This window comes from Streptomyces sp. 8L (genome assembly GCF_020176795.1).
Classification (GTDB): domain Bacteria; phylum Actinomycetota; class Actinomycetes; order Streptomycetales; family Streptomycetaceae; genus Streptomyces.
The window spans coordinates 1-22,865 of the sequence record NZ_JAIUKE010000009.1 but is presented as its reverse complement, the minus strand read 5'-3'; the positions used below and the strand labels follow the sequence as shown (position 1 = coordinate 22,865).

The 22,865-nt window shown below is 72.6% G+C and carries 22 protein-coding genes; 15 read left to right on the top strand and 7 right to left on the bottom strand.

Features of this window, described 5'->3' with window-relative positions:
• Positions 1–150 precede the first annotated feature (150 nt).
• The 7 genes from LCE31_RS01255 (at position 151) to LCE31_RS01225 (ending at position 6,364) form a co-directional block, all read left to right on the top strand.
• The gene (locus LCE31_RS01255; RefSeq protein WP_225012034.1) at positions 151–489 is read left to right on the top strand and encodes a DUF6233 domain-containing protein; all 339 of its coding nucleotides are present in this window, start codon (positions 151–153) and stop codon (positions 487–489) included.
• Positions 490–916: 427 nt separating this feature from the next.
• Positions 917–2,362, top strand: a complete 1,446-nt coding sequence (locus tag LCE31_RS01250; protein ID WP_225012033.1) for an ATP-binding protein — start codon at positions 917–919, stop codon at positions 2,360–2,362.
• A complete protein-coding gene (locus LCE31_RS01245; protein ID WP_225012032.1) occupies positions 2,359–2,790 on the top strand; it encodes a roadblock/LC7 domain-containing protein in 432 nt (143 codons plus the stop codon). The genes LCE31_RS01250 and LCE31_RS01245 overlap by 4 nt, the downstream gene beginning before the upstream one ends.
• Complete coding sequence (locus tag LCE31_RS01240; protein ID WP_225012031.1) at positions 2,787–3,152, top strand: DUF742 domain-containing protein; 366 nt, start codon at positions 2,787–2,789, stop codon at positions 3,150–3,152. The genes LCE31_RS01245 and LCE31_RS01240 overlap by 4 nt, the downstream gene beginning before the upstream one ends.
• Complete coding sequence (locus tag LCE31_RS01235; protein ID WP_374118371.1) at positions 3,130–3,777, top strand: GTP-binding protein; 648 nt, start codon at positions 3,130–3,132, stop codon at positions 3,775–3,777. The genes LCE31_RS01240 and LCE31_RS01235 overlap by 23 nt, the downstream gene beginning before the upstream one ends.
• Positions 3,774–5,063 (top strand): cytochrome P450, encoded by a 1,290-nt coding sequence (locus tag LCE31_RS01230; RefSeq protein WP_374118370.1) that lies wholly within the window; start codon positions 3,774–3,776, stop codon positions 5,061–5,063. The genes LCE31_RS01235 and LCE31_RS01230 overlap by 4 nt, the downstream gene beginning before the upstream one ends.
• Positions 5,060–6,364, top strand: a complete 1,305-nt coding sequence (locus LCE31_RS01225) for a cytochrome P450 family protein (protein WP_225012030.1) — start codon at positions 5,060–5,062, stop codon at positions 6,362–6,364. Before LCE31_RS01230 ends, LCE31_RS01225 begins: the two co-directional genes overlap by 4 nt.
• A gap of 252 nt (positions 6,365–6,616) precedes the next feature.
• On the opposite strand, the gene LCE31_RS01220 is transcribed toward LCE31_RS01225, so the two are convergent.
• Positions 6,617–7,318, bottom strand: a complete 702-nt coding sequence (locus LCE31_RS01220; protein ID WP_225012029.1) for a FadR/GntR family transcriptional regulator — start codon at positions 7,316–7,318, stop codon at positions 6,617–6,619.
• A gap of 212 nt (positions 7,319–7,530) precedes the next feature.
• Here LCE31_RS01220 and LCE31_RS01215 point away from each other — a divergent pair, with 212 nt between their 5' ends.
• The 4 genes from LCE31_RS01215 (at position 7,531) to LCE31_RS01200 (ending at position 11,811) form a co-directional block, all read left to right on the top strand.
• On the top strand, positions 7,531–8,487 hold the full coding sequence (locus LCE31_RS01215) for a dihydrodipicolinate synthase family protein (protein ID WP_225012035.1): 957 nt from the start codon (positions 7,531–7,533) through the stop codon (positions 8,485–8,487).
• An 86-nt stretch (positions 8,488–8,573) separates the two neighbouring features.
• Positions 8,574–9,569, top strand: a complete 996-nt coding sequence (locus LCE31_RS01210; RefSeq protein ID WP_225012028.1) for an ROK family protein — start codon at positions 8,574–8,576, stop codon at positions 9,567–9,569.
• Complete coding sequence (locus tag LCE31_RS01205; RefSeq protein WP_225012027.1) at positions 9,566–10,267, top strand: N-acetylmannosamine-6-phosphate 2-epimerase; 702 nt, start codon at positions 9,566–9,568, stop codon at positions 10,265–10,267. Before LCE31_RS01210 ends, LCE31_RS01205 begins: the two co-directional genes overlap by 4 nt.
• Positions 10,268–10,323: 56 nt before the next feature.
• The gene (locus LCE31_RS01200) at positions 10,324–11,811 is read left to right on the top strand and encodes a sialate:H+ symport family MFS transporter (protein WP_225012026.1); all 1,488 of its coding nucleotides are present in this window, start codon (positions 10,324–10,326) and stop codon (positions 11,809–11,811) included.
• A gap of 83 nt (positions 11,812–11,894) precedes the next feature.
• Here the strand turns inward: LCE31_RS01200 and LCE31_RS01195 are convergent, their stop codons facing one another.
• From LCE31_RS01195 to LCE31_RS01180, 4 genes are all read right to left on the bottom strand, one after another.
• Positions 11,895–12,944, bottom strand: coding sequence for an SURF1 family cytochrome oxidase biogenesis protein (locus LCE31_RS01195; RefSeq protein WP_225012025.1), 1,050 nt, complete (start codon positions 12,942–12,944; stop codon positions 11,895–11,897).
• Positions 12,945–13,063: 119 nt separating this feature from the next.
• On the bottom strand, positions 13,064–13,522 hold the full coding sequence (locus tag LCE31_RS01190; protein ID WP_225012024.1) for a VOC family protein: 459 nt from the start codon (positions 13,520–13,522) through the stop codon (positions 13,064–13,066).
• 149 nt (positions 13,523–13,671) lie between these two features.
• Complete coding sequence (locus tag LCE31_RS01185; protein WP_225012023.1) at positions 13,672–14,616, bottom strand: DUF5996 family protein; 945 nt, start codon at positions 14,614–14,616, stop codon at positions 13,672–13,674.
• 355 nt (positions 14,617–14,971) lie between these two features.
• A complete protein-coding gene (locus LCE31_RS01180) occupies positions 14,972–15,991 on the bottom strand; it encodes an aldo/keto reductase (protein WP_225012022.1) in 1,020 nt (339 codons plus the stop codon).
• A gap of 125 nt (positions 15,992–16,116) precedes the next feature.
• On the opposite strand from LCE31_RS01180, the gene LCE31_RS01175 reads away from it, so the two are divergent.
• Positions 16,117–16,740: a TetR/AcrR family transcriptional regulator gene (locus tag LCE31_RS01175; RefSeq protein ID WP_225012021.1), complete on the top strand. Its 624-nt coding sequence runs from the start codon at positions 16,117–16,119 to the stop codon at positions 16,738–16,740.
• Positions 16,741–16,904: 164 nt separating this feature from the next.
• On the opposite strand, the gene LCE31_RS01170 is transcribed toward LCE31_RS01175, so the two are convergent.
• On the bottom strand, positions 16,905–17,483 hold the full coding sequence (locus tag LCE31_RS01170; protein ID WP_225012020.1) for a TetR/AcrR family transcriptional regulator: 579 nt from the start codon (positions 17,481–17,483) through the stop codon (positions 16,905–16,907).
• Positions 17,484–17,568: 85 nt separating this feature from the next.
• On the opposite strand from LCE31_RS01170, the gene LCE31_RS01165 reads away from it, so the two are divergent.
• From LCE31_RS01165 to LCE31_RS01155, 3 genes are all read left to right on the top strand, one after another.
• Entirely contained in the window at positions 17,569–18,612 is a 1,044-nt protein-coding gene (locus tag LCE31_RS01165; protein ID WP_225012019.1) for an NAD(P)-dependent alcohol dehydrogenase, read from the top strand.
• Positions 18,613–18,739: 127 nt separating this feature from the next.
• On the top strand, positions 18,740–19,027 hold the full coding sequence (locus LCE31_RS01160) for a hypothetical protein (RefSeq protein WP_225012018.1): 288 nt from the start codon (positions 18,740–18,742) through the stop codon (positions 19,025–19,027).
• Positions 19,028–19,526: 499 nt separating this feature from the next.
• A complete protein-coding gene (locus tag LCE31_RS01155) occupies positions 19,527–20,669 on the top strand; it encodes a tyrosine-protein phosphatase (protein ID WP_225012017.1) in 1,143 nt (380 codons plus the stop codon).
• 87 nt (positions 20,670–20,756) lie between these two features.
• On the opposite strand, the gene LCE31_RS01150 is transcribed toward LCE31_RS01155, so the two are convergent.
• Positions 20,757–22,865: ATP-dependent Clp protease ATP-binding subunit (locus LCE31_RS01150; protein WP_225012016.1), on the bottom strand; the 2,109-nt coding region annotated here is incomplete at its 5' end.

Below are 22,865 nucleotides of genomic sequence, written 5' to 3'. Positions count from 1 at the left end.
CCGCGCCCGGGGGGGGCGGGGGGGGCCGGCGGGGGGGGGGGCCCGCCCCCCCCGCGGCCCCGCCCCGGGCCTACCGCCCCGCCCGCCCACGCTCGTGGGCCCCCCCGGGCCGGTCGGGGCCATTCAGCGGGGTCGAATAGAATCGAATACGTGTCCGATTCATCGCCGCGTCTCGCCGCACTGCACTTCCTGCTCCGCGTCCAGGAGCGGGACCTCGCGCGCACCCGGCGCTGGATCGAGGACGAGGAGCAGGCGGTGGCGGCTCAGGACCGGCGGCGCGCGAAGGAAGAGGCACGACGGCCGCCCGCGGGCGAGTGGCTCCTCGACCACCGGCGCCGGCCGCCGCTCCTGCACCAGGGCTACTGCTGGGAGCTCACTGCGGGCATGCGGCCCGTCACCCGCGCACAGGCGCTGGAGGCACTGACCGTGGGCGGCGTCCAGCCCTGCCCCGGCTGCCATCCCGCACGGGAACTCGGACTGCTGGACTGAACGCCCGCGCGGGCCCCGGACGCGATCACGCCGGGCCCCGCGCGCCGTCGCCGCTCCTCACCGTGATCTTCGTGCCCGGCATCCCCGATCTCAGGCGGAATGCCGCGAGCATATTGTGCGGCTACCTCTCCCCGTCATATTCCGCGTCACGCCTCCCCGGCGACCGCGCCGAAGCGTGTGTCCGCGAGGTACGGGGGCCTCTCGGGGAGCGTTCCCCCGAGGCGATTTCCGGGACCGGCCCGAGGGCAACAGCGGATGCCGGGCAACGACTACCGACGACAGCCGACGACAACAATTGAACAACTGACGTCCACAGTAAGCTTATTGATCATATGATTGGAACGCTCTTGATCACTCCCGTCCCGGGAGCCCCACCATTTCGGGAAGGTCTTTACTTCGTGGCGCTGGATTACATGATCACCAGAGTGTGGTCGCCGTGCTGAGCGGGACGGCACGCAGAGCCGCCTGGTCGGCCGTCGTCGTGATCGTGGCGGGCGGGTGCAGCGCGCTCGCGTACGAGGCATCGCCCGTCGAGCCCCGGTGGGTGGCGGCCGTCGCCTGCGCCGCGGTGATCGCGGCGGTGGGCTGGTCGCTGTGGCTGCGCCGCGAGCTGGTTGCGGCGCGGGCCGCGTACGGCAGGGAGCGGCGTACGGCACGGGCCAGGGGCGACGCGGTCTCGGCGCTGGCGGCCGAGCTGCCGGTCGTCGTCGAACAGGGGGGTACGGCACCGGATCTGGACCGCCTCGCCGCCCGGCTCGCGCAGCCGTCGGCCGGGGAGTCCTTCGCCGGGGACCTGGACACGCTCGTCGCCTGGCTCGCGGAGAAGGGGCCCGCGCGGGCCGTCCGCCAGGAGCGGGCGATGAGCGACTCGGTGATGGCGGCCTTCGAGTCCGTCGCGAGGACCGTGCACCAGATGGCCACCGTCCAGCAGGAGGTCCTGGACCGGATCGAGCAGTCGCTGAGCGATCCGGCGCTCATGGGCCAGGTGATGCAGGCGGACCACGCGGCGGCGCAGATGACCCGCAAGGCGCAGGTCCTGCTGGTGATGTGCGGCGTGTGGCCCGCGGTGCGGGAGTCACGGCCCGTCTCCCTCTACGACTGCGTTCGCGGCGCCAAGTCGCGCATCCTGGAGTTCCAGCGGGTCACGGTGCACGGCGGCGAGTCGGTGCATGTGTCGCCCACCGTGGTGGAGGGGCTGATGCACAGCATCGCCGAACTCCTGGAGAACGCCACGGTGTTCTCGCCCTCCTCCGCCGATGTGGTGGTCACGGTCAGGGAAGTGGCCGCAGGGGCGGTGGTGGAGATCGACGACGCTGGTCTCGGCATGCCGTCCGACGTACTGGACAAGGCCGCCGCCCAGCTGCGGGACGACCTGGACCTGACGCAGCTCGGAGCGGTACCGCGGCTGGGCCTGGCCTGTGTCGGCCGCTGGATGCGTGAACTCGGCTTCCGGGTGGAGCTGTCGAGCGCCTCGGCGTACGGCGGGACGCGTGCCGTCGTGTTCGTACCCCTGGCGTTGCTGAAGGAGCCGGTGGCGCCGGTGCCCGCGGCCCGGCCGCTCGTCGAGGACGGCGGCGCGCGGGACACGGCCGAGCGGCCGGCGCAGACCCCTGGGGGCCTGCCCCTGCGGCGAAACCGCCGCCGCGCCTCCGCAGCCCCGGCCCGCCAGGAGGTCCCGGCCGGTGCGCCGTCCTCGCCGCCGCCCTCCAGGGAGGCGGAGCACGGCTCCCCCGCCCCGTCCTGGTCGCCCAAGGCCGCGGGCGCCTCGATCGCCAGCGTCGTGGCCGGCACCCGGCGGGGCCGCGGCCGCGACGAGCGCGACGACGTGCACAGCGACGACGCACCTACACACACCGATGGAGGCCGGTCATGACCGGAATAGCCCAACTCCCCGACCTGGGCTGGATACTGGAGTCACTGACGAAGCTCCCCGGTGTCCGGCACGCGGTCGTGCTCTCCGAGGACGGTCTCCTCCGGGGGCGCTCGTCCGCCGCGTCGGAGACGGCCCTGGACAACGACACCGCGGAGAAGCTCTCCGCGACCAGCGCCGCTCTGGCCGCGACCAGCAAGTCCGCGGCCACCCTGCTGTACGGGGACGACACCACGGTGCGTCAGGTACTGGTGGAGTCCGACCGCGGCTTCGTCCTGTTCACCTCCGCGGGCGTCGGCGGCCAGCTGGGCGTCGACGCCGCACTCGACGCGGACATGGGGCAGGTCGCCCATGAGATGCAGGTCCTCGTCGTGAAGATCAACGAACACCTGAGCAGCCCCGCGCGGAAAACGGTGAGCCCGCCGTCATGACGGACCCGCAGGAGCGGACGGTCCCTGCCATCAGGCCCTACGTCATCACCGGTGGCCGGGCGGACACCGGAGGCCCGGAGCTGCCCTGGGAGTCGCTGGTGGTCGCCGCGGGCCCCGGCCGGCAGGGGCGGGCCGGGGCGCTCCAGCCGGAGCACCGGGACATCCTGGAACACTGCCAGGGGCTCATCTCCGTCGGGGAGATAGCGGCCCACCTGGGGCAGCCCCTCCCGGTGGTCCGGGTGCTGCTCGCCGATCTCCTCGGCTGGGGGCTGATCGCGACCCGGCCGCCCATCCGCCGGGCCGAGCAGAGTGATGTGAGCATGCTGAAAAGGATTCTTGATGGCCTCGAACAAGAGCTCTGAGCCGTCGGGCGCCGGCCTCCCGGAGAGCGGCACGACGGGCGGGAGCTCGCCGACGTACCTCGCGCCTGGCGTCGCCGGGGCCGCCAAGATCATGGTGGTGGGTCCGCTCGGCGTCGGCAAGACCACCCTCATCGGTACGGTCTCCGAGATAGAACCGCTCCAGACCGAGGCGGCGATGACACAGGCCGGCGCCCGGGTGGACACCGGCGCACCGCCAGCGAAGAGCACCACCACGGTCGCGCTGGACTTCGGCCGGATGACGCTCGGCGGCGAGCTGGTGCTCTACCTGTTCGGCACCCCGGGCCAGCACCGCTTCCTGCCGGCCTGGCGCGACCTCGCCATCGGCGCGCTCGGCGGGCTCGCCCTGGTCGACACCCGCGATGTGAGCGCCAGCTTCGACGCCCTGGGGCATCTGGAGGATCTGGACATGCCGTTCGCCGTCGCGGTCAACCAGTTCCCGGACAGCCACGCCCACCCCGAGGACGAACTGCGCGCCGCGCTCGACCTGTTGCCGAGCACCCCGCTGCTGGTCTGCGACGCCCGCGACCGTGCCTCCGGCGTGCGGGCCCTGATCACCCTCGTGCGCCACCTCATCCTCGCCGACACCGTCAGGGAGCCCGCGTGACCACCACCCCCTCCCCCCTGTCCGCACAGCACCCGGCACCGCCGGGCGGCGGGAGCACCGGGGCGACACCGCTGTACGGGCCGCAGCTGGACGGCGACACCCTGCCCGCCCTGTACGAGGAACTGCGCCGCGTCCACGGGCCGGTGGCCCCTGTGCTGCTCGCGCCCGGCCTCGACGCCTGGCTCGTCATCGGCCACCGCGAACTGCTGCGCCTCACCCGGGAGGAACACCACTTCTCCCACGACCCGCGCCGCTGGAGGCTGTTGCTGGAGGGCCGGGTGCCCCCGGACTCGCCGATCCTGCCGATGGTCCGCCACCGGCCCGCGGTGCTGTTCGCCGACGGCCGGGAACACCGGCGGATGCGCGGGCCCGTGTCGCTCGCCCTGGCCGGGGTCGACGGGCACGAGCTGCGCCGCACCGTCGAGGCGGCGGCCGAGGAGCTGATCTCCGGCTTCGCCGCCCGCGGCGAGGCCGACCTGGTGAGCGACTACGCCCGGCAGCTGCCGATGCGGGTCGTCACCGGACTGCTGGGCCTGGACGAGGACACCGGGCGGGACCTGGTGCGGGCCATCTCCGGACTGGCCGGAGCCGACGCGTCGTCCGCCGACGCCAGCAGGCGCATGGACGAGATCCTGCTCACCCTCGTACGGGACAAGCGCCGGCGCCCCGGCAGCGACATCACCTCCATCCTGCTGAGGCATCCGGCCGGACTCTCCGACACGGAGGTGCAGGCGAACCTGGTGACGCTCCTGGTGGCGGGCAACCAGACCACGCTCAACTGGATCGCGACCACCCTGCGCATCATCCTGTGCGACCCCTCGTTCCAGTCGTCGCTGACCGGCGGCCGTCTCAGCGTGGACGACGCGCTCGACCTGGTCCTGTGGCGCTTCCCGCCCACGCAGAACTTCCCCGCCCGCTACGCCACCGAGGACATGAGCTTCGGCGGCCAGGACATCCGCGCCGGTGACATGCTCATCCTCGGGCTCGCGGGCGCCAACGCCGACCCCGCCGTCCTGCCCGCCGACGGGGCCCCGGTCGTCGGCAACCGCTCCCACCTGAGCTTCGGCGCCGGACCGCACACGTGCCCCGCGCAGGACCCGGCCCGGCTGATCACCAGGGCCGCCGTCGACACCATCCGCCACCGCTTGCCCGATCTGCGGCTCGCCGTCCCGGAAGAGGAGTTGTCCTGGATCAACTCCCCCTGGAGCATGGGTCTGCGTGCTCTCCCCGTCCGTTTCACCGACCCGCGGCCCCCGCGCGCGGGGCAGGCAGGAGCCCTCCGTTGACCACACCGCCGGCCCGGCCGACACCGGCCGTCCCCGTACCGCCCCGGCCTTCCACGGGCGCCCCGCAGCCCCCGTACCGGCTCGACCCGGCGGGCGGCTGTCCGCACGCCGCCAACGCGGAGCTGCTCGCCCGCGGCGATGTGGCGCCCGTTGTGCTGCCCGGCGAGGTGCCCGCCATGGCCGTCCTCGGCCATGAGGCCCTCAAGGAATTCCTCAACAGTCCCGACGTCGCCAAGGGCGACAGCCACTTCACCGCGCTGCGCGACGGACGGATTCCGGAGGACTGGCCGCTGCGGGCCTTCGCGAGCGTGCCGGGCATGACCACGGCCGACGGAACGGAGCACCGGCGGCTGCGCTCCCCGGTGACCGCGGCGTTCACCCCGCGCCGGGTCGAGGCCCTGCGTCCGACGATCGAGGCCATGACGGCCGGCCTCCTGGACGACCTGGAGCGGGCGGCCTCGGACGGCGACGGCACCGTCGACCTCCGGCAGGACTTCGCACTGCCGCTGCCGCTCGCCGTCATCTGCGAGCTCCTGGGCGTCGACCCCGAACACCGCCGGCGCATGCACGCGTTGTCGAACCGGATCGTCAGCACCGACATCAGCCCCGAGGAGGCCGGGGCCGCCAACGCGGACATGGTCGCCGCGCTCTCCGCGGTCGTCGCCGCGCGCCGCGCCGATCCCGGGGACGACCTCACCAGCGCCCTGATCGCGGCCGCCGAGAGCGACGGCGGCCGGCTCAGCGAGGCCGAACTCGTCGGCACGCTCCTCCTGTTGATCATCGCGGGCCACGAGACCACGCTGAACCTGATCGGCAACGGCATCCGCGCCCTGTGCGCGCACCGCGACCAGCTGCGCCTGGTCCTCGACGGGCAGGCCACCTGGCAGGACGTGGTGGAGGAGACCCTCCGCTGGGACAGCCCCGTCAGCTACTTCCCCTTCCGCTACCCGACCCGCGACCTGACCGTGGACGGGACCCTGATACCCGCGGGCACGCCCGTCCTGGCCGGCTATTCCGCGGCCGGACGCGACAAGGCCGCCCACGGGCCCGACGCCGACCGGTTCGACATCACCAGGACCCCCAACCGGCACATCTCGTTCGGCCACGGGCCCCATTTCTGCCTGGGCTCCCCTCTGGCCAGGCTGGAGGCGACCGTCGCGCTGGAGCAGTTGTTCACCCGCTTCCCCGGCCTCGAACTCACCGTCGCGGAGGCCGAGCTCCCCCGCCACGCGAGTTTCATCGGCAATGGGATACAGCACCTCCTGGCCACCCTGCACACCGGCGCCCCGGCGGCCCGCTGACCGGCGGGCGGCGGCCCCGCACCGGGGCCGTACAGCGGCGCCAGGACCACGCGGGACGGCCGCTCCGGTGTGTCCTGGCGGTGGCTGACCGGCGGCCCGGGTGTGCGCGGGCCCGGTGTGTTCAGGCACCGGGGCCCGACGGCTTCGGTGCCGTCGGGCAGTGGGGGTCCGACCGCGCCGGTGCAGCCCGGCCGTGGGAGTCCGACCGCACCGGTGCAGCCCGGCCGTGGGAGTCCGACCGCACCGGTGCCGTCAGGGCGCCGTCGGAGCGTCCACGTCGAGACGTGCGCGCAGGTCGTCGAAGTGACGGTGCATCGTCTCGGCCGCGCGCGAGCGGTCGCCCGTCTCCAGCGCGGTGACGATGGCCTGGTGCTGCTCCCAGGTGGCAAGCGGGTTCGCCGTGCTGCCGCCCAGCTCCGTACGCACCTGGTTCATCGCGGCCCAGAACGCGTCGAGCACCTCGCTCAGCAGGTGGTTGCCGAGGATGCGGTACAGCGTGAAGTGGAACGCGCGGTCCGTGCCGGGCGCGACGCCGCCCCGCTCCGCCTCCTGCCGCATCGTGTCGACGATGCTCCTGAGCGCGTCGAGGTCCTCCTGCGGCAGCGCGCCCGCGACCGTACCGATCAGCCCGGCCTCCAGGGCCTCGCGCACCGCCATCAACTCGTAGAGGCTGGCCTCACCCTGGTGGTGGCGGACCGCGGCGCGGAAGGCGATGCCCTCGGCGAGCGGTTCGAGGGACAGGCTGCCCACGTACGTACCGAAGCCGTGCCTGATGTCGACAATGCGCACGGCCTGGAGCGCCTTGAGGGCCTCCCGTACCGAATTGCGGCTGATGTCGAGGAGCTTCATCAGCTCGGCCTCGGTCGGCAGCGGGTCGCCAGGAACCAGCCGGCGGTCCAGGATCAGCTGCTTGATCTGCGCCTGGGCGTCCTGAGACCTACTGGCCCTGCTCATGGGGGCTCCCTCCGTTTTCGGTGCTCTGCGGCTCTTGACCGCACGCACTGAGTTCGGCTTATCTTAGCCCGCAGATAGGACATCCTACGTTCTACGTCTTGCCCGTCCTGCCCGTCTCGGTCGCCTCGGCGGCCTCGGTCGCCACAGGCGTCCTGGTCGCCCCGATCGCCCTGCGGGCAGCACACCGTCACACTCAGAGCTGGAGCTTCCCCATGGCACTGCCCGCCCCGCTGCGCGGCGTCGTCCCTCCCGTCTGCACGCCCCTGGACTCGGAGGGCGGGATCGACCGGGCCTCGCTGGCCCGGCTCGTGGAGCACCTGATCCGCGGCGGCGTGCACGGCCTGTTCGCCCTCGGTTCGACCGGCGAGGTCGTCTATCTCACGGACGCCCAGCGGCGCACCGTGCTCGACACGGTCGTGACCGCCGCGGCGGGACGCGTCCCCGTGCTGGCCGGCGTCCTCGACACCACGACGCCGCGGGTGCTCGAACACGCCCGGGTAGCGGCCGAGGCCGGCGTGGACGCCCTGGTCGCCACGGCGCCCTTCTACACCAGGACCCACCCGCTGGAGATCGCCGCGCACTTCCGCCGCATCCGCTCGGAGTGCGGCCTTCCGCTGTTCGCGTACGACATCCCGGTGTCCGTGGGCACCAAGCTCTCCACGGACCTCGTGTACGCGCTCGCGCTGGACGGCATCCTGGCCGGGGTCAAGGACAGCAGCGGGGACGAGGGCGGACTGCGGCGCCTGATCACCGCGCTCGGCGGCGCCGACCGTGCGCGCGGCGGCGCCCCCGGCTTCTCCGTGCTGACGGGCGGCGAACTGACCGTCGACGCTGCGCTGCTCGCGGGCGCCGACGGCGTGGTTCCCGGTCTCGGCAATGTCGACCCCGACGCGTACGTCCGGCTCCACACGGCGGCTCGCGGCGGCGACTGGTCACTGGCGTCCGCGGAACAGGAGCGGCTGGTCTCGCTCTTCGCGATCGCGGACGTCGGCCCCGAGGACCGGATGGGGCGCTCGTCGTCCGCGCTCGGCGGATTCAAGGCCGCGCTGCGGCTGTTGGGCGTGATCGAGGAGCAGGCCACCGCGTTCCCGCAGATCCCGCTGGACGCGGCGGCTGTCGAGCGGGTCGCGGAGCTCCTCGCGGACGCCGGCCTGGGCACGGCGCGATGAGCGCGGCGGGTCCAGCGGGTCCGGGACGTCCAGCGGGTCCGGCAGGTCAGGCAGGTCGGGGGGATCAGGCCGATCAGGCAGGTCGGGTGAGGTCGGCGGGGCCCGCGAGCACCGTGGTCCGGGGCGGGCCCTACCCGGTCGTGGGGCTCGACCTCGGCGGAACCAAGATCGCCGCCGCTCTCGTCGCCCCTGGGGGGAGAGTGGAGGCAAGGTTCAGCTGCCCGACACCCGCGGCCGAGGGCCCCGACGCCGTGCTCGACGCTCTCGCCCACGCGGTGGCCGCCGTCCAGGACGGGTCCACGGCGGGAGCGGTGGGCGTGGCGGCCGCCGGGGTGGTCGATCCGGAGACGGGAGTCGTGCGCTCGGCCACGAGGACCCTCGCCGGATGGTCGGGAACGCGGCTCGCCGCCCGCCTCGCCGCCCGTACCGGACTCCCTGTGGCCTGCGACAACGACGTACGCGCCGCCGCGGGCGCCGAGTCGGCGGCGGCAGGCGCCGACCGCGGATCGCTGCTCTACCTTTCGGTCGGTACCGGGGTCGGCGGTGCCGTCGTCGCCGACGGGCACATGGTGCGCGGCCGTGCCGGGATCGCGGGCCACCTCGGTCATCTGCCGAGCCCCGAGGCGGCGGGCCTGCCGTGCAGTTGCGGCGCCCGGGGGCACCTGGAGGCGATCGCCTCGGGACCGGGTATCGCGGCGCTGTACGCGAGGCTCGCGGGCGTGGCGCCCCCGCCGGCGCTCGAAGCGGTCGCGCGGCTGGCCGAAGAGGGCGACCAGCACGCGGCCGAGGCGATCGCCCACGGCGCCGCTGCGGCCGGCCGGGCGCTCGGCGGCCTCGCCAACGCGCTCGGCCCCGACCGTGTGGTGGTCGGCGGCGGAGTCACCGCGACAGGCGACCGCTACTGGGTGCCGCTGCGCGCGGCCTTCGCTGCCGAACTCATCGAGCCACTGCGCTCGTCGCAGACGTCGCACGCGCTGGTGCCCCGACCCCCGCGGGCCGGCCGCGACGCCCCTGTCCTGGGTGCCGCCGCGCTCACCACGACCGTACCCCTGCACGCCCCGCACACCGGAGGAGCACGTTGACACCGATCATCCAGGAGACCGGGGGACTCGTCCCCTCCCTCAGAGGCCGTCTCGTCGTCTCCTGCCAGGCGCCTCCGGGCGATCCGTTGCGCGACACGGACACGATGGTGCGCATGGCGCGTGCCGCGGCGGCCGGAGGTGCCGCCGCGATCAGGGCGAACGGCCCCCGCGACATCGCAGCGATCGCCGCAGCCGTACCGCTGCCGCTCATCGGCCTGTGGAAGGACGGCGACGGGGACGTCTACATCACACCCACGGTGCGGCACGCGCTCGCGGTACGGGACGCCGGCGCGGCGGTCGTCGCCGCCGACGCCACCGGCAGGCCCCGCCCCGACGGCAGCCGCTTCGCCGACCTGGTCGAGGCCGTGCACCGGGACGGCGGCCTGGTGATGGCCGACGTCTCGACTGTCGCGGAGGGCATCGCGGCGGCCCGGGCGGGTGCCGACCTTGTCTCCACCACTCTGTCCGGATACGTTCCGGGGCAGAGCCGGGGTGCGGGGCCCGACCTCGGCCTGGTCGCGGACCTGACCCGGTCGATCGAGGTGCCGCTGGTGGCGGAGGGCCGCGTCAGGACGCCCGAGGAGGCCGCCCGCGCTCTGGAGTGCGGGGCCCACGCGGTGGTGGTCGGGACCGCGATCACCGCACCGGGCGCGATCACCGCCAGGTTCGCCGCCGCTCTCGCGCCGCGCACGTCCTGACCACACCCGGTCCGCGCCGGACACACGGCCATCCGGCGCCCGGATCATGGAGAACCATGCAGTCCTCATCAACCGCCGCCCCACCGTGGTACCGCCAGGTCGGCATCCGCCGTTGGAAGGCCTTCTTCGCGGCCTGGCTCGGCTACGTGCTCGACGGCTTCGACTTCGTGCTGATCACACTCGTACTCACCGAGGTGGCCCAGGAATTCCGGCTGAGCACCACGCAGTCCGCCAGTCTGGTCTCGGCCGCGTTCATCACGCGCTGGCTGGGTGGTGCCGTGCTGGGCGCGGTGGGTGACCGCTTCGGCCGCACCTGGGCCATGATCTTCAGCATCCTGCTCTACACACTGGGCACGCTCGCCTGCGGCTTCGCCTGGAACTACACAAGCCTGTTCACCGCGCGCCTCGCCATCGGCATGGGCATGGCGGGCGAGTACGGGGCGAGTGCCACGTACGTACTGGAGAGCTGGCCCGCCAGGCTGCGCAACAAGGCGAGCGGCTTCCTGATCTCCGGCTACTCCGTCGGCACCGTCCTGGCGGCCGAGGCGTACAAGGTCGTCGTCCCCGCGCTCGGCTGGCGCTGGATGTTCTACATCGGGCTCGCCCCGATCCTGATCGCGCTGTGGGTGCGCCGCGCACTTCCCGAGGCCGACGAGTGGACGGAGAAGGTCGCCGTGCCCGGTGTGCGGGCCAACCCCTTCCAGCCCCTGTTCAGGTCGGCCCGCCTCGCCGCGCTGAACGTGGCACTCGCCGCCGTGGCGACGGTGTCGCTGTTCTGCGTCTTCACCTCGGTGGCGGGCGGAGCGACGCCGGTGCTCTCCCTGCTGGCCGGACTCTGCCTCGCCGCCTTCGCCGTGCAGCTCGGGGGCCGCCGCTGGCTGCTCTACCTGTCCCTGATGGTGACGATCTTCGTGGCGTTCCTCTACAGCTGGCCCATCCAGGCGCTGCTGCCCACCTACCTCAAGACGCAGCTGCACTACTCGACGGGGGAGGTCACCGATGTGCTGTTCTACGCCGGCTTCGGCACCGTGGCCGGCTGCTGGCTGGCGGGCTTCCTCGGCGACCGGATCGGCACGGTCAAGGCCTACGCCCTGACACTGGTCGTCTCGCTGGTCTTCATCTACCCGGTCTTCGCGACCCGCGACAACCTGGTGCTGCTCGGCATCCTGCTCTTCGTGCTCCAGGGGCTGAGCTTCGGCATCTCCAGCCTGCTCCCCCGCTACATCGGGGGCCACTTCCCGACCCAGCAGCGGGCGGCCGGGCTCGGTTTCACCTACAACGTCGGGGCGCTCGGCGGCGCCGTCGCCCCCGTGCTGGGCGCCCGGCTGGCGAGCGGTATGCAACTGGGCACCGCCCTCGCGGTGCTGACCTTCGCGGGCACTCTGCTCGTGGTCGCGCTGGTGGGCTTCGACGTGCCGCACAGGCTCCAGCGCCTGATCACCCCGGACAGTGTCCGCGACCACCTGGCGGCGGACGCGGACCCCGCGGGCGCGGAACCGGCGGGCGTACGGGCCACCGATCCGACGATCCGGACGGGGCCGTAACCGCGGTCGGGCAGCACGGCTGAGCGGTACCGTCCAGGGCCGGACGTGCGGCCCGGCGCGCCGCCCGGCGGCCCGGGGACGGCTCAGCCGCGCGGGTAGCGGCGCCGCTGGTTGCCGAGGAGCGCGTACAGGTCCGCCGCGGGTGAGACGCCGCTCCCGCCGGCCCCCGCCGGTGCACCGCTCCCGTCCGCAGCCGAGGCGCCTGCGGCGGCCGGCTCCGCGCCCTCGGGCTCCGGCAGCGGGTCCTCCTGTGCCGCCTGGCCGCGCGGGGCGGCGGCCTCTCCCGCCGGAGCCGCCGGTCGCGGGGGCTCGGGGGGTTCCGGGAGCTCCGGGGCGGCGCCTTCCGCGGCCCGTGTCTCCTCGTCGATCTCGGTGTCCCTGCGGAGAAGAATCCACCATCCCACGGGCACCGCGGCGGCGAAGATCCACCACTGGATCGCGTAGGGCAGGTGCACTCCCTGGCCGACCACGGCCATCGAGTTGGTGTCCTCCTGCGGACCCGGTGTGAGTTCGGCGTTGTCGGCGGCGGGCAGCGCCGGGGTGGTGGCGGTGAGTTCCATGTACCCCGACACCAGCGGGTCGGGGATCTGCCCGGCGTGCTCACCGCTGTTGATGATCACGGACTGGCGCGACGGCAGGCTCGGACGCTTGTGGATGCCGGTGGAGGCGTAGGTCTCGTCCGGGCGCAGCCGCCCGGTCACCGTGACGGTTCCCCTGGGCACTCCTGGCACGGGCGGGTAGGCGGTGCCGCTCTGCGACGCCGGCGCCACCCAGCCGCGGTTGACGAGAACCGCTTCGCCTCCGGAGGTGACCAGCGGCGTGACGACCTGGAACCCGACGTCGCCCGACGCGTTGGTGCGCTGCCGGACGACGAACTGGTGCGCGGCGTCGTAGTGGCCGGTCGCCGACACCATCCGGTACGTCTGGGAGAACGGCACGGTGCCGCCCGGCTTGGACAGCGAGGTGACCGGCACGGGCTTGGCGCTCTGGTTGCGGTCGATCATCCGGTTGAGCGCGTTGGTCTGCTCGTACCTGTGGTACTGCCACAGTCCCAGCCGGTAGAAGGTCGGGATGAGGGCAGCCAGCACCAGGGTCAGGATGACCCATCGACGAGTCAGCAACGTTCGCAGCACCAGTCGACAGTACCCGGCGTCCCCTCAGACCGTTCACGCGGCTCGGGCTGCGCACGGCCGGCGGCGCGCGGCGCACGAGGCGGCCTGCCCGGAGCCTCGCGGCGGCCGGCGCGGTGCGCCTACTCTCCGGACTGGCCGGGCCGGTCCGCGAAGATGCCTTCGAGCATGCCGGTGGCCTGTCCGACCTCCACGAGGTAGCCGTCGGGGTCCTTGACGTAGCAGCGGAGTTCGGCCTTGCGGTCGAGGGGCTCGGTGAGGAACCGCGCGCCCTTGGCGACGGCCTGTTCGTAGAACGCCTTGATGTCCGCCACCCGTACGTTGAGGAAGGAGGACACGGGGTCACCCGGTTCGGGTGCGGTGAGGGTGACGTCGGGCTTGTCCGGGGTCGGGCCCCCGCCCGGGTTCATGATGATCCAGCCATTGGCGATCCGCACGATGCAGGGGTTCTCCTCCAGCACCACCTGGCCGCCGAACACGTCGGCGTAGAAGCGGCGCGAGACCGCGACATCCCGCACGGTCAGGAAGTGGGTCAGTACCAGGCCCTGCGAGGGTGTCGGCCAGTCGTCACGGGAGGTCATGGGGGTGTCCTTTCGCTTGCCGGTTGCCGCCCGCCGCCTGGTGATCGGCAGGTGGCAGTGGTGGGGGGGGGTACGCCGTCCTCCGCCGGCCGCCGTGGCACCGGGGCCCCGTGGGGCGCGCGGGCCTCGATGTGCGCCGGCTTCGCTGTTCACCGGTCGGCCCAGCGCTCCGGGTCGGTCTCCAGAGACGCCCGGTCCCATCGGGCCCTCTCGGCGGCGGCCACGTAGGTGCTGTCCAGGAACCGGGTGAGCGCCCTGTCGGGATCGTCGGCGGTGCGTACCGCTTCGTACGGCAGCAGGAACTGGCCGTTCTCCCTGCTGTAGAAGGCCTCCGAGGGGGCCACCGGGCTCTCGGCGAAGCCGTCCGGCTCGGGGTAGGCGTACGAGTAGAACGCCCCCTCGCCGCCGCCGCCCGGCCAGAACCCGCAACTGCTCAGCTCGTGCGAGTAGCCCTCCCACATCACCCAGTCACCGCAGTTCGGCGAGCCGCCGGGGTGCCTGGGGGCGCGGCGGCCGGAGAACCGGGTGCACGCCAGATCCATGGCGCCCCAGAAGAAGTGGACCGGGCTGGCCTTCCCGGCGAAGCGTCCGCGGAATTCACCCAACACGCGGTTGGCCTGGAGCAGTTGGCGCCAGAAGAGCCGCGCGGCCGACGGGTCGTAGATGTGGTGCTCGTAGTCCACGGGGAACGGGACCGCGGGCTCGACCTCGTTCGGACGGTCCTGGATGGCGGTGGGTACGCCCAGATCGCGCAGCGCCCGCAGGACCTGGCTGTGGAAGTCGGCCACGGGCATGGACTCCAAGGCGATGCGGCGGTCGCCGCCGTCGCTCGCGCGCAGCCGGAGCGCCTGGTCGACGAAGTCGAATTCGATGTCGAAGACGCCCGTACCGTACGGGACCGCGGACGTGGTCAGTCCGCGCGGGCTGACGTAGAGAGCCACCTGCCACCAGTGGTTGAGCAGCGGGGCGTGGGCGAGCCGGACCTTGCCGACGATCTGGGTCCACATGTGCAGCGTCTCGCGCGTCTCGGTCCAGTCGGCGACGCGCAACTGCGGCCAGGCCGCTGTGGCCCGGGTGGTTCCCGTCGTCCTCATGATCGCGGTTCCTCTGCTCGGGGGCGTCGGACACTTCTGCCGCGCACTCCGCCGCGTACGCCACCGCGCCGGGGCCTGACCGCCCACGCCGTGTCGTACGGCGCGCCTGTCACCCCCGCGTGCCTGGGACGGCGCCGGCAGACCGAGCCGGCGAGCCCGGCGTACCGTGCGATCGCGTCGGCCGAACCGGCGTACCGCGTGCGACGGTCACCCCCGCCCATCCACCGTGCACAGCGCGGCCGTCCCCCTGCAACTCGGCATCACGGAACGCGAACGGCCCCTGGGCCAAGGGCAGCCGACAGCCCGGACACCGGCTGCGGAAGCCGCGTTCAGGCGGCGCGTTCAGGCGGCCAGTTCACGCGGCGCGTTCGCTCAGCGGGCGGCGGCGCAGGCGCACGTCCCGCAGGGCCGGGGGTACGTAGTCCTGGTCGAGGGAGCCGATCTCGGTGCCGGGCGGGACGATCTCGTCGATCCGGTCGAGGACGTCGTCACTGAGGGCGACGTCGAGACCGCCCAGGAGGTCGTCGAGGTGGTCCATCGTGCGCGGCCCGATGAGAGCGCTGGTCACGCCCGGGTGCGCGACGGCGAACGCCATGGCGAGGTGGGTCATCGGCATGCCCGCCTCCGCGGCGAGGGGGATGAGTTGTTCGACGGCGTCGACGCGGCGCTCGTCGCTGACATGCTTGACGAAGGCGGCGCGGCGCAGCGTGTTCTCCTGGTTCTTGCGGACCCGGCCGGTGAGGAGCCCCTGGGCGAACGGGCCCCACACGAGCGTGCCCATGCCGTAGCGCTGTGTGACGGGCAGCACCTCGCGCTCGATGACGCGGTTGAGGATGGAGTAGGGCGGCTGCTCCGTGCGGAAGCGCTCCAGACCGCGCCGCTCGGCCACCCACTGGGCCTCGACGATGTCGGACGCGGGCGCCGTGGAGGTTCCGACGGCGCGGACCTTTCCGGCGCGGATGAGGTCGGTCAGGGCCGAGAGGGTCTCCTCGACGTCCGTGGCGGGGTCGAGCCGGTGGATCTGGTAGAGGTCGATGTGGTCGGTTCCCAGGCGACGCAGGGAGTTCTCGACGGCCTTCATGATCCAGCGGCGCGAGGCGCCCTGCTCGTTGGGGTCGTCGCTCATCGGGCGGCTCACCTTGGTCGCCAGGACGACGTTGTCGCGACGCCCCTTGAGGGCCTTGCCGACGACCTCTTCGGAGTCGCCGTACGCGTCGGCGGTGTCGATGAAGTTGATCCCCGCGTCCAGCGCCTTGTGGATGATGCGGACGGAGTCCTCGTGGTCGGGGTTGCCTATGGACGACGCGAACATCAGGGCGCCCAGCGCGTAGGGGCTGACCTTGATGCCGGTGCGGCCGAGGGTGCGGTACTGCATGCGTGCCTCCTGAGGAGTGGGCGGCACCCCTCCGGATGCCCTACCCTGAAGCAAAACGGAAAGGCTTTCCGCTTGAACGACTATACGGAAAGCTTTTCCGGTTACGCAACCGGAGGAGGAGCCCTGTGCCCGAGAACGCGGCGCCACCCGCCGACACCCCGCCCCCGCAGCGCCGCCTGCGCGCCGACGCCCAGCGCAACGTCACCGCGCTGCTCGACGCGGCGAGGACGGTCTTCGACACGTCCGGGGTCGACGCGCCCGCGAAGGAGATCACCGACCTGGCCGGTCTTGGGGTGGGCACGCTCTACCGGCATTTCCCCCAGCGCTCCGACCTCGTCAAGGCAGTGGTGGAGAGCAATATCGACGCCTGCGCCGCCGCGGGACCGCGGTTGAGTTCCACCCACGAGCCGGCCACGGCGCTCGTGATGTGGCTCCAGCGGTACACCGAACTCCTCGGGACCAAGCGGGGGCTGGCCTCGGCGCTGCACTCGGGTGATCCCGCCTACGAGGCCCTGCCCGCCTACTTCCGTCAGAAGCTCACCCCCGCCCTCACCGCACTGCTCGACGCCGCGGCGGCCGACGGCGCGGTCCGTGACGACATCAGCGCCGACGACCTGCTGTCCGCCATCGCCCATCTATGCCTGCCCGTACCGGGTGCGGACGCCGAGTACAGCGGGCGCATGGTGGACCTCCTGATCGACGGCCTGCGGCGCGACCCACAACAGCGCCAGCGTCCACGGGAGTCGTGAGCGCGCTCCCGCTCCGCCCCCCTCACCGCGTGCGTGCGAGGTCCTTGCGATCCAGCTGTAGCACCCGCGGGCGTTGTGAACAGGGGCAAGGTTTCAGTCGCGCCTACGTGGCCGCGCCAGAGCCGTGACCGGTGTTCTTCGGCGCGTCGGCACCGTCCGCGCGTTCAATCGGCGCGGAGTCCGGCGAGGTGAACGCGGAGGAAGCGCCGCCATGGGGCGTCGTCGCCCTCCGCCGAGGCGGCGACCACTCCCTGTAGTGCGACGATGAGTGACTTGATGTCGTCCGCTGTCACGTCCTGCGCGAGGCGCCCCGCGTCGACCGCTTTCCGCGTGAGCTGCCGGACCCGGTCCGCTGTCCGCACCCTCACGTCGTCGTCGCCGGGGACCCGGTCGGTCAGGGCCGCCGCGTACCGGCGCTTCTCCGCGTTGAAGACCCCCACGAAATCGAGAAATCCCTCAAGTCCAGCGGCGGGGTCGGGGTCCGTGAGCGCGACCGCCGCGGCCTGGTCGAGCTCTTCGACGAAGAGCTGCGCGATGGCGTCGAGAAGGGCGTCTTTGCCGGCGAACCGTCGGTAGATCGTGCCGACGCCGAGGCCGGCGCGGGACGCGATGGCCTCCATGCTGGCCTGCGGCCCCTGCTCGGCAAAGACCGCGCGGGCGGCGTTGATGACGATCGCGTCATTGCGCAGCGCATCCCGGCGCGGAGCGCGGCGAGGGTTCGTAGGGACGGGTCGTGAGCTCACAGGGCCAGCATAGCCAAAGCGGAACCAGCATTCCGAATCATGTTAAGGTGAATGCAGATTCCGGATTGATGGAAAGGAGCCGCTCATGAGGACCACGACCGGCTGGCAGAGCCTTGAACCGAACAGCAACGCACTCACGCGCGTCACCATCGAGCGGCGCGACCTGCGCCCCGACGACATCGCCGTGCGGATCGACTACTGCGGCGTCTGCCACAGCGACCTGCACCGCATCCACGGCATGCTCGGCGAGAAGGACCTTGTCCCCGGGCACGAGGCGACCGGCGTCGTCGTCGCCACCGGCCAGGCGGTCACCGCCTTCTCCGTGGACGATCGGGTCGCCATCGGCACGATCGTCGACTCGTGCGGCGAGTGCGCCATGTGCGGGGCCGGGCAGGAGAACTACTGCTACCACCGCGCGACCACGACCTACGGCGGCACCGACCGCGTCGACGGCACCCCGACCAAGGGCGCCTACAGCCGCGAGTACGTCCTGCGCGAGAAGTTCGCGTTCCACCTGCCCGACGGACTCGACCCGGCCGCCGCGGCGCCGCTCATGTGTGCCGGTGTCAGCGTGTGGGAGCCCATGCGGGCCGCCGGTGTCGGCCCGGGCAGCCGCGTCGCCGTCGCCGGCCTCGGGGGACTCGGCCACCTCGCGGTGAAACTCGCCGCCGCGCTCGGAGCCGAGGTGACCGTCCTCAGCCGCAGCACGGCCAAAGAACAGGACGCGCTGAGCCTGGGGGCGACCGGACTGCTCGTGACCACCGACGAGGCCCAAGTGGCCGCCGCACGGGGCCGCTTCGATTTCATCCTCGACACCATCTCGGCCGACCACGAGCTCACCCCGCTCATCGGCATGCTGGGCCTCGACGGGACCCTGTGCGTCCTCGGAAACCCCCTGCTGGCCGGGCCGAAACTCTGGGAGCTGGGAGCCGGCCGCAAGAAGCTCACATCCTCCGGCACAGGAGGGCTGCGACAGACCGCGGAAATGCTCGAATTCTGCGCCGCGCACGGCATCGCGGCCGACATCGAGACCCTTCCCTCCAGTCAGATCGAAACCGCCTTGAACCGCCTCGCCGACGGCGACGTCCACTACCGGTTCGTACTGGACATGTCCGACCTCGACGCGTAGGCGTCCTTCACGGGGCCGGGCCCAGTAGGGCGAGCGTCCCGGGGCGTACACCGAGTCGTGATCGAACCGCCTGTCGTGTGAGCCCGGTCGCGGCCGCCCGCGGCGACTCGCGTGAGATCATCCGTCCATGAGCAGCGACCTGGAAGTAAGCGCTCTGGCGATCAATGTCGTGATACCGCAGGCGCTCCGCTGGACGGACACCCGACGCGGTGAAGCGTTCACGCTGACCACGCTCAACGTCCGGCTTCTCCCGGACGGTCACCTCTCCGTGAAGGCCTACGGCAGACCGGTTGGCGGTGGTCGGGGTGCGTACGTCTCGTTCTCCGTCCCCGACAAGCCCGAACTGGCGGCCCTGGTCTCCGATGCCGCCGGCCGTGCCGGGGCGTTGTGGGCCGCCCATCGTGGTCTCGGCTGATCCCGGGGCGCGTAGGGGCCGCGGTCAATCCGCGGGATTCGCCCTCACGGCGCAGACCGCACCGGCAGGTCTTCTTGCGTGACACGAGTGCAACCAACTGACGGGGAAAGGGAGTTCATCGGGCCGTACCTGCCGATCGGCGGGTACGGCCCGTACCCGAAGCGGCTGCGGCAGCAGTTCGAGGGCGTGGTCCGGGGGTTCAAGACCGGCGGGCAGCGGCGGGAGACACCGCGGGAGTCCAGCGCTTGGCGGCAAGGGGCGCCACCATCACCACGTGCCGAACTCCGGGACCGCGTACGGGAATCCGCCAACCGCGTACGGAACGCCGTCCAGGCAGGGGCCGCGCCGACCGTCACCGCGCGGAGTCGGTACGTGGCCGCTTCGGCGCCGCCCGCCGATGCCGACCGCCGCGGGCGGGCGCAGGCGTCACTTCCGCGCCATGGAGATTCCATCTTCCGGCCGCCCATTGGCATGTGCACGCACCTTAGCGTCCGGTCGCATGAACATCCCCGAACAGCACCTTCACACGGCCCGACGGGTCGGCGGCGCTGCCGTGGTATCGGCCCTCGCGCTGGGCGCCCTCGCCGGCGGTGCCACCGCGGCCGGCGCGGCGCAGCCGGCGGGCACACACACCGCCCGGCACACGGACCGTGCTCCCCAGCACCCCATCCCGTTCACCGCCGCGAAGGTCACCCGCGACAGCGACGGCCGCTACACCATCAGCTGGGCCGCGACCGGATTGCGCGGTGTCACCGTCTACGCGGGCAGCACCCAGGGTCACATCGACACGCGGCACGCGGTGGCCCGTGGCACGTCGACCGACAGCGTGACCGTCACCGGTCTCGGCGCGGCCGACCGCATGTGGTTCCGCCTGGTTCCCAGCCGTGGCGAGGGCCTCACCCTCGCGGACCGCAGCCTGCATCTCGCCTCCGCCCCGAACTTCCGGGACGCCGGCGGCTACCGTACGGCCGATGGCTCCTGGGTGCGTATGGGGGTGGCCTACCGCTCGGGCGACCTCTCCAAGCTCACCGCGAAGGACCTGGCCGAACTGCGCCGCCTGGGGATCGCCACCGTCTACGACCTGCGCACCGACGACGAGGTCGCGGCCGGCCCCGACCAGGTGCCCGCCGGAGCGAAGGACATCCGGGAGAACGTCCTCGGCACGGCCGGCACCGGCGCCTTCAACCCCACGACTCCCGACGCGGCGTTCGACATGATGGTGTCGTCCGAGGTCGGCATGGTCGACCTGCCCTCGGCCACGTCGTCCTTCCACGCCGTGCTTACCGGTGTCGCGGACCGGCCGGGCGCCGTGGTCTACCACTGCACCGCGGGCAAGGACCGCACCGGCTGGGCAAGCGGCGCACTGCTCACCGCACTGGGCGTCCCGCGACGCACGGTGATGAGCGACTACCTCGCGAGCAACGACTACAACGCCGCGTCCAACGCCGCCACGCCGGCGGCGCTGCCTCCGGCGCAGGCCGCCGTCTACAAGCCGCTGCTCGGCGTCGACCCCGCCTATCTCAACAGCGGCTTCGACGAGGTGGACGAGCGGTACGGCACGTTCGGCGCGTATCTCCAGCGGGGCCTCGGCCTCGACTCCCGGACGTTGAAGCAGCTCAAGGACCGGATGCTCGTGGGCTGAGCACGACGCGCCCGCCTGTCGGGCAGCCGCCCGGCGGCCCGGGGGCGGCACCCGGTCCCCGCCTCCGACGGTGTGCCGGCCGCCCGCTCAGTCCTCCCCGTACTGCGGCGGCTCCGCCGCGTCGGCCGGCTGCCGCTCGAAGGTCAGAGCGTCGCCCAGGACGGAGGCCCGAACCCGGCTTCCGGCCGGGATCGTGCCGTCGAGCAGCAGCCTGGACAGCGGTGTGTCCACCTCGCGCTGGATGGTGCGGCGCAGCGGGCGTGCCCCGTACTCCGGCTCGTGGCCGCGGCGAGCCAGCCAGTCGACGGCCTCCGGGGTGAACTCCATCGTCACGTCCTGGGCGTGCAGGCGCCTGCGGGTCTCCTCCAGCAGCAGATCGGTGATGCGCCGCAGTTGCTCGTCGGTGAGCGGCTGGAAGACGACGATCTCGTCGATGCGGTTCAGGAACTCCGGCCTGAAGTGCTCGCGCAGCGGACGCAGCATCCGCTCGCGGTGCGCCTGCTGCTCCGCCTCGACGTCCCCGGCGCCGAAGCCCAGCGGTGTGCTGCGGCCGGAGATCCGCTCGGAGCCCAGGTTGCTGGTCATCACCACGACGGTGTTCGAGAAGTCGACCGTACGTCCCTGCGCGTCGGTCAGCCGCCCGTCGTCGAGCAGCTGCAACAGCGTGTTGAACACGTCCGGATGGGCCTTCTCGATCTCGTCGAACAGCAGCAGCGAGTACGGGTGGCGGCGTACCGCCTCGGTCAGCTGGCCCGCCTCGTCGTGCCCGACGTAGCCGGGCGGCGACCCGACCAGGCGGCTGACGGTGTGCCTCTCCTGGTATTCGCTCATGTCCAGGCGCACCATCCGCTCGTCGCTCCCGAACAGCGCTTCCGCGAGCGCCCGCGCCAGCTCCGTCTTGCCGACGCCGGTGGGGCCGAGGAAGAGGAAGCTGCCCGTCGGGCGGTCGGGGCTGGCCAGACCCGCCCGGGAGCGCAGGACCGCGTCGGCGACCACGCCGACCGCCTCGTCCTGCCCGATCACCCGCTCGTGCAGATGGGCCTCAAGACCCAGCAGCCGGTCCTTCTCCTCCTCGGTGAGGGTGCTCACGGGGATGCCGGTCTGCCGGGACACGATGTCCGCCATGTCCTCGGCCGTGACCTCGACGACATGGCTCTCGCCGTCGGCCGGGTCCGCGTCCTCGGACTCGGCGGCGATGCGCTCACCCAGCTCGCCGATCCGGTCGCGCAGCTCCGCCCCGCGCTCGTACTGCTCGGCGGCGACCGCCTGGTCCTTGTCCCTGGTCAGCTGCTCCACCTCGCGCTCCAGGGCGCGGACGTCCGCGCCCTTGGTACGGGTACGCAGCCGGACCCGCGCCCCCGCCTGGTCCATCAGGTCGATGGCCTTGTCGGGCAGGTAGCGGTCGGTGAGGTAGCGGTCGGACAGCTCGACGGCTGCCAGCAGTGCCTCGTCCGTGTACCGGACCTGGTGGTGCGCCTCGTAGGGGTCCCTCAGCCCGCGCAGGATCTGCACGGCGTCCGCCGGGGTGGGCTCCGGGACCAGCACGGGCTGGAAGCGCCGGGCGAGCGCGGCGTCCTTCTCGATCGAGCGGCGGTACTCGTCCAGCGTGGTCGCGCCGATGACGTGCAGCTCTCCACGGGCGAGCGCGGGCTTGAGAATGTTGCTCGCGTCCATGGAGCCTCCCTCGCCGCCGCCTCCGGCACCGACGACAGTATGCAGTTCGTCGATGAAGACGATCAGCTCGTCGGTGTGGTCGCGGATCTCGGAGACGATGTTGTTGAGGCGCTCCTCGAAGTCGCCGCGGTAGCGGGTTCCCGCCACGACGCCCGTGAGGTCCAGGGCCACCACGCGGCGCCCGACGAGGATGTCGGGGACATCGCCGGCCGCGACGCGCTGGGCGAGCCCCTCGACGATGGCCGTCTTGCCGACGCCCGCCTCGCCGATGAGCACCGGGTTGTTCTTGCCCCGGCGGGAGAGGATCTCGATGGTCTGCTCGATCTCGTGGTCGCGGCCGATCACGGGGTCGATACGGCCCTGTGCGGCCATCGCGGTCAGGTCGTTGCCGTAGCGGTCCAGCGTCGGTGTGTTTCCCCCGGCCCCCGCCCCGGCCCCCCCCCCCCCCCCCACAACACCAACCCCGCCCCCCCCCCGGTCACCCACCCCCCCACCCCCCCCCCCGGGGCCCCGGCGGGGGGG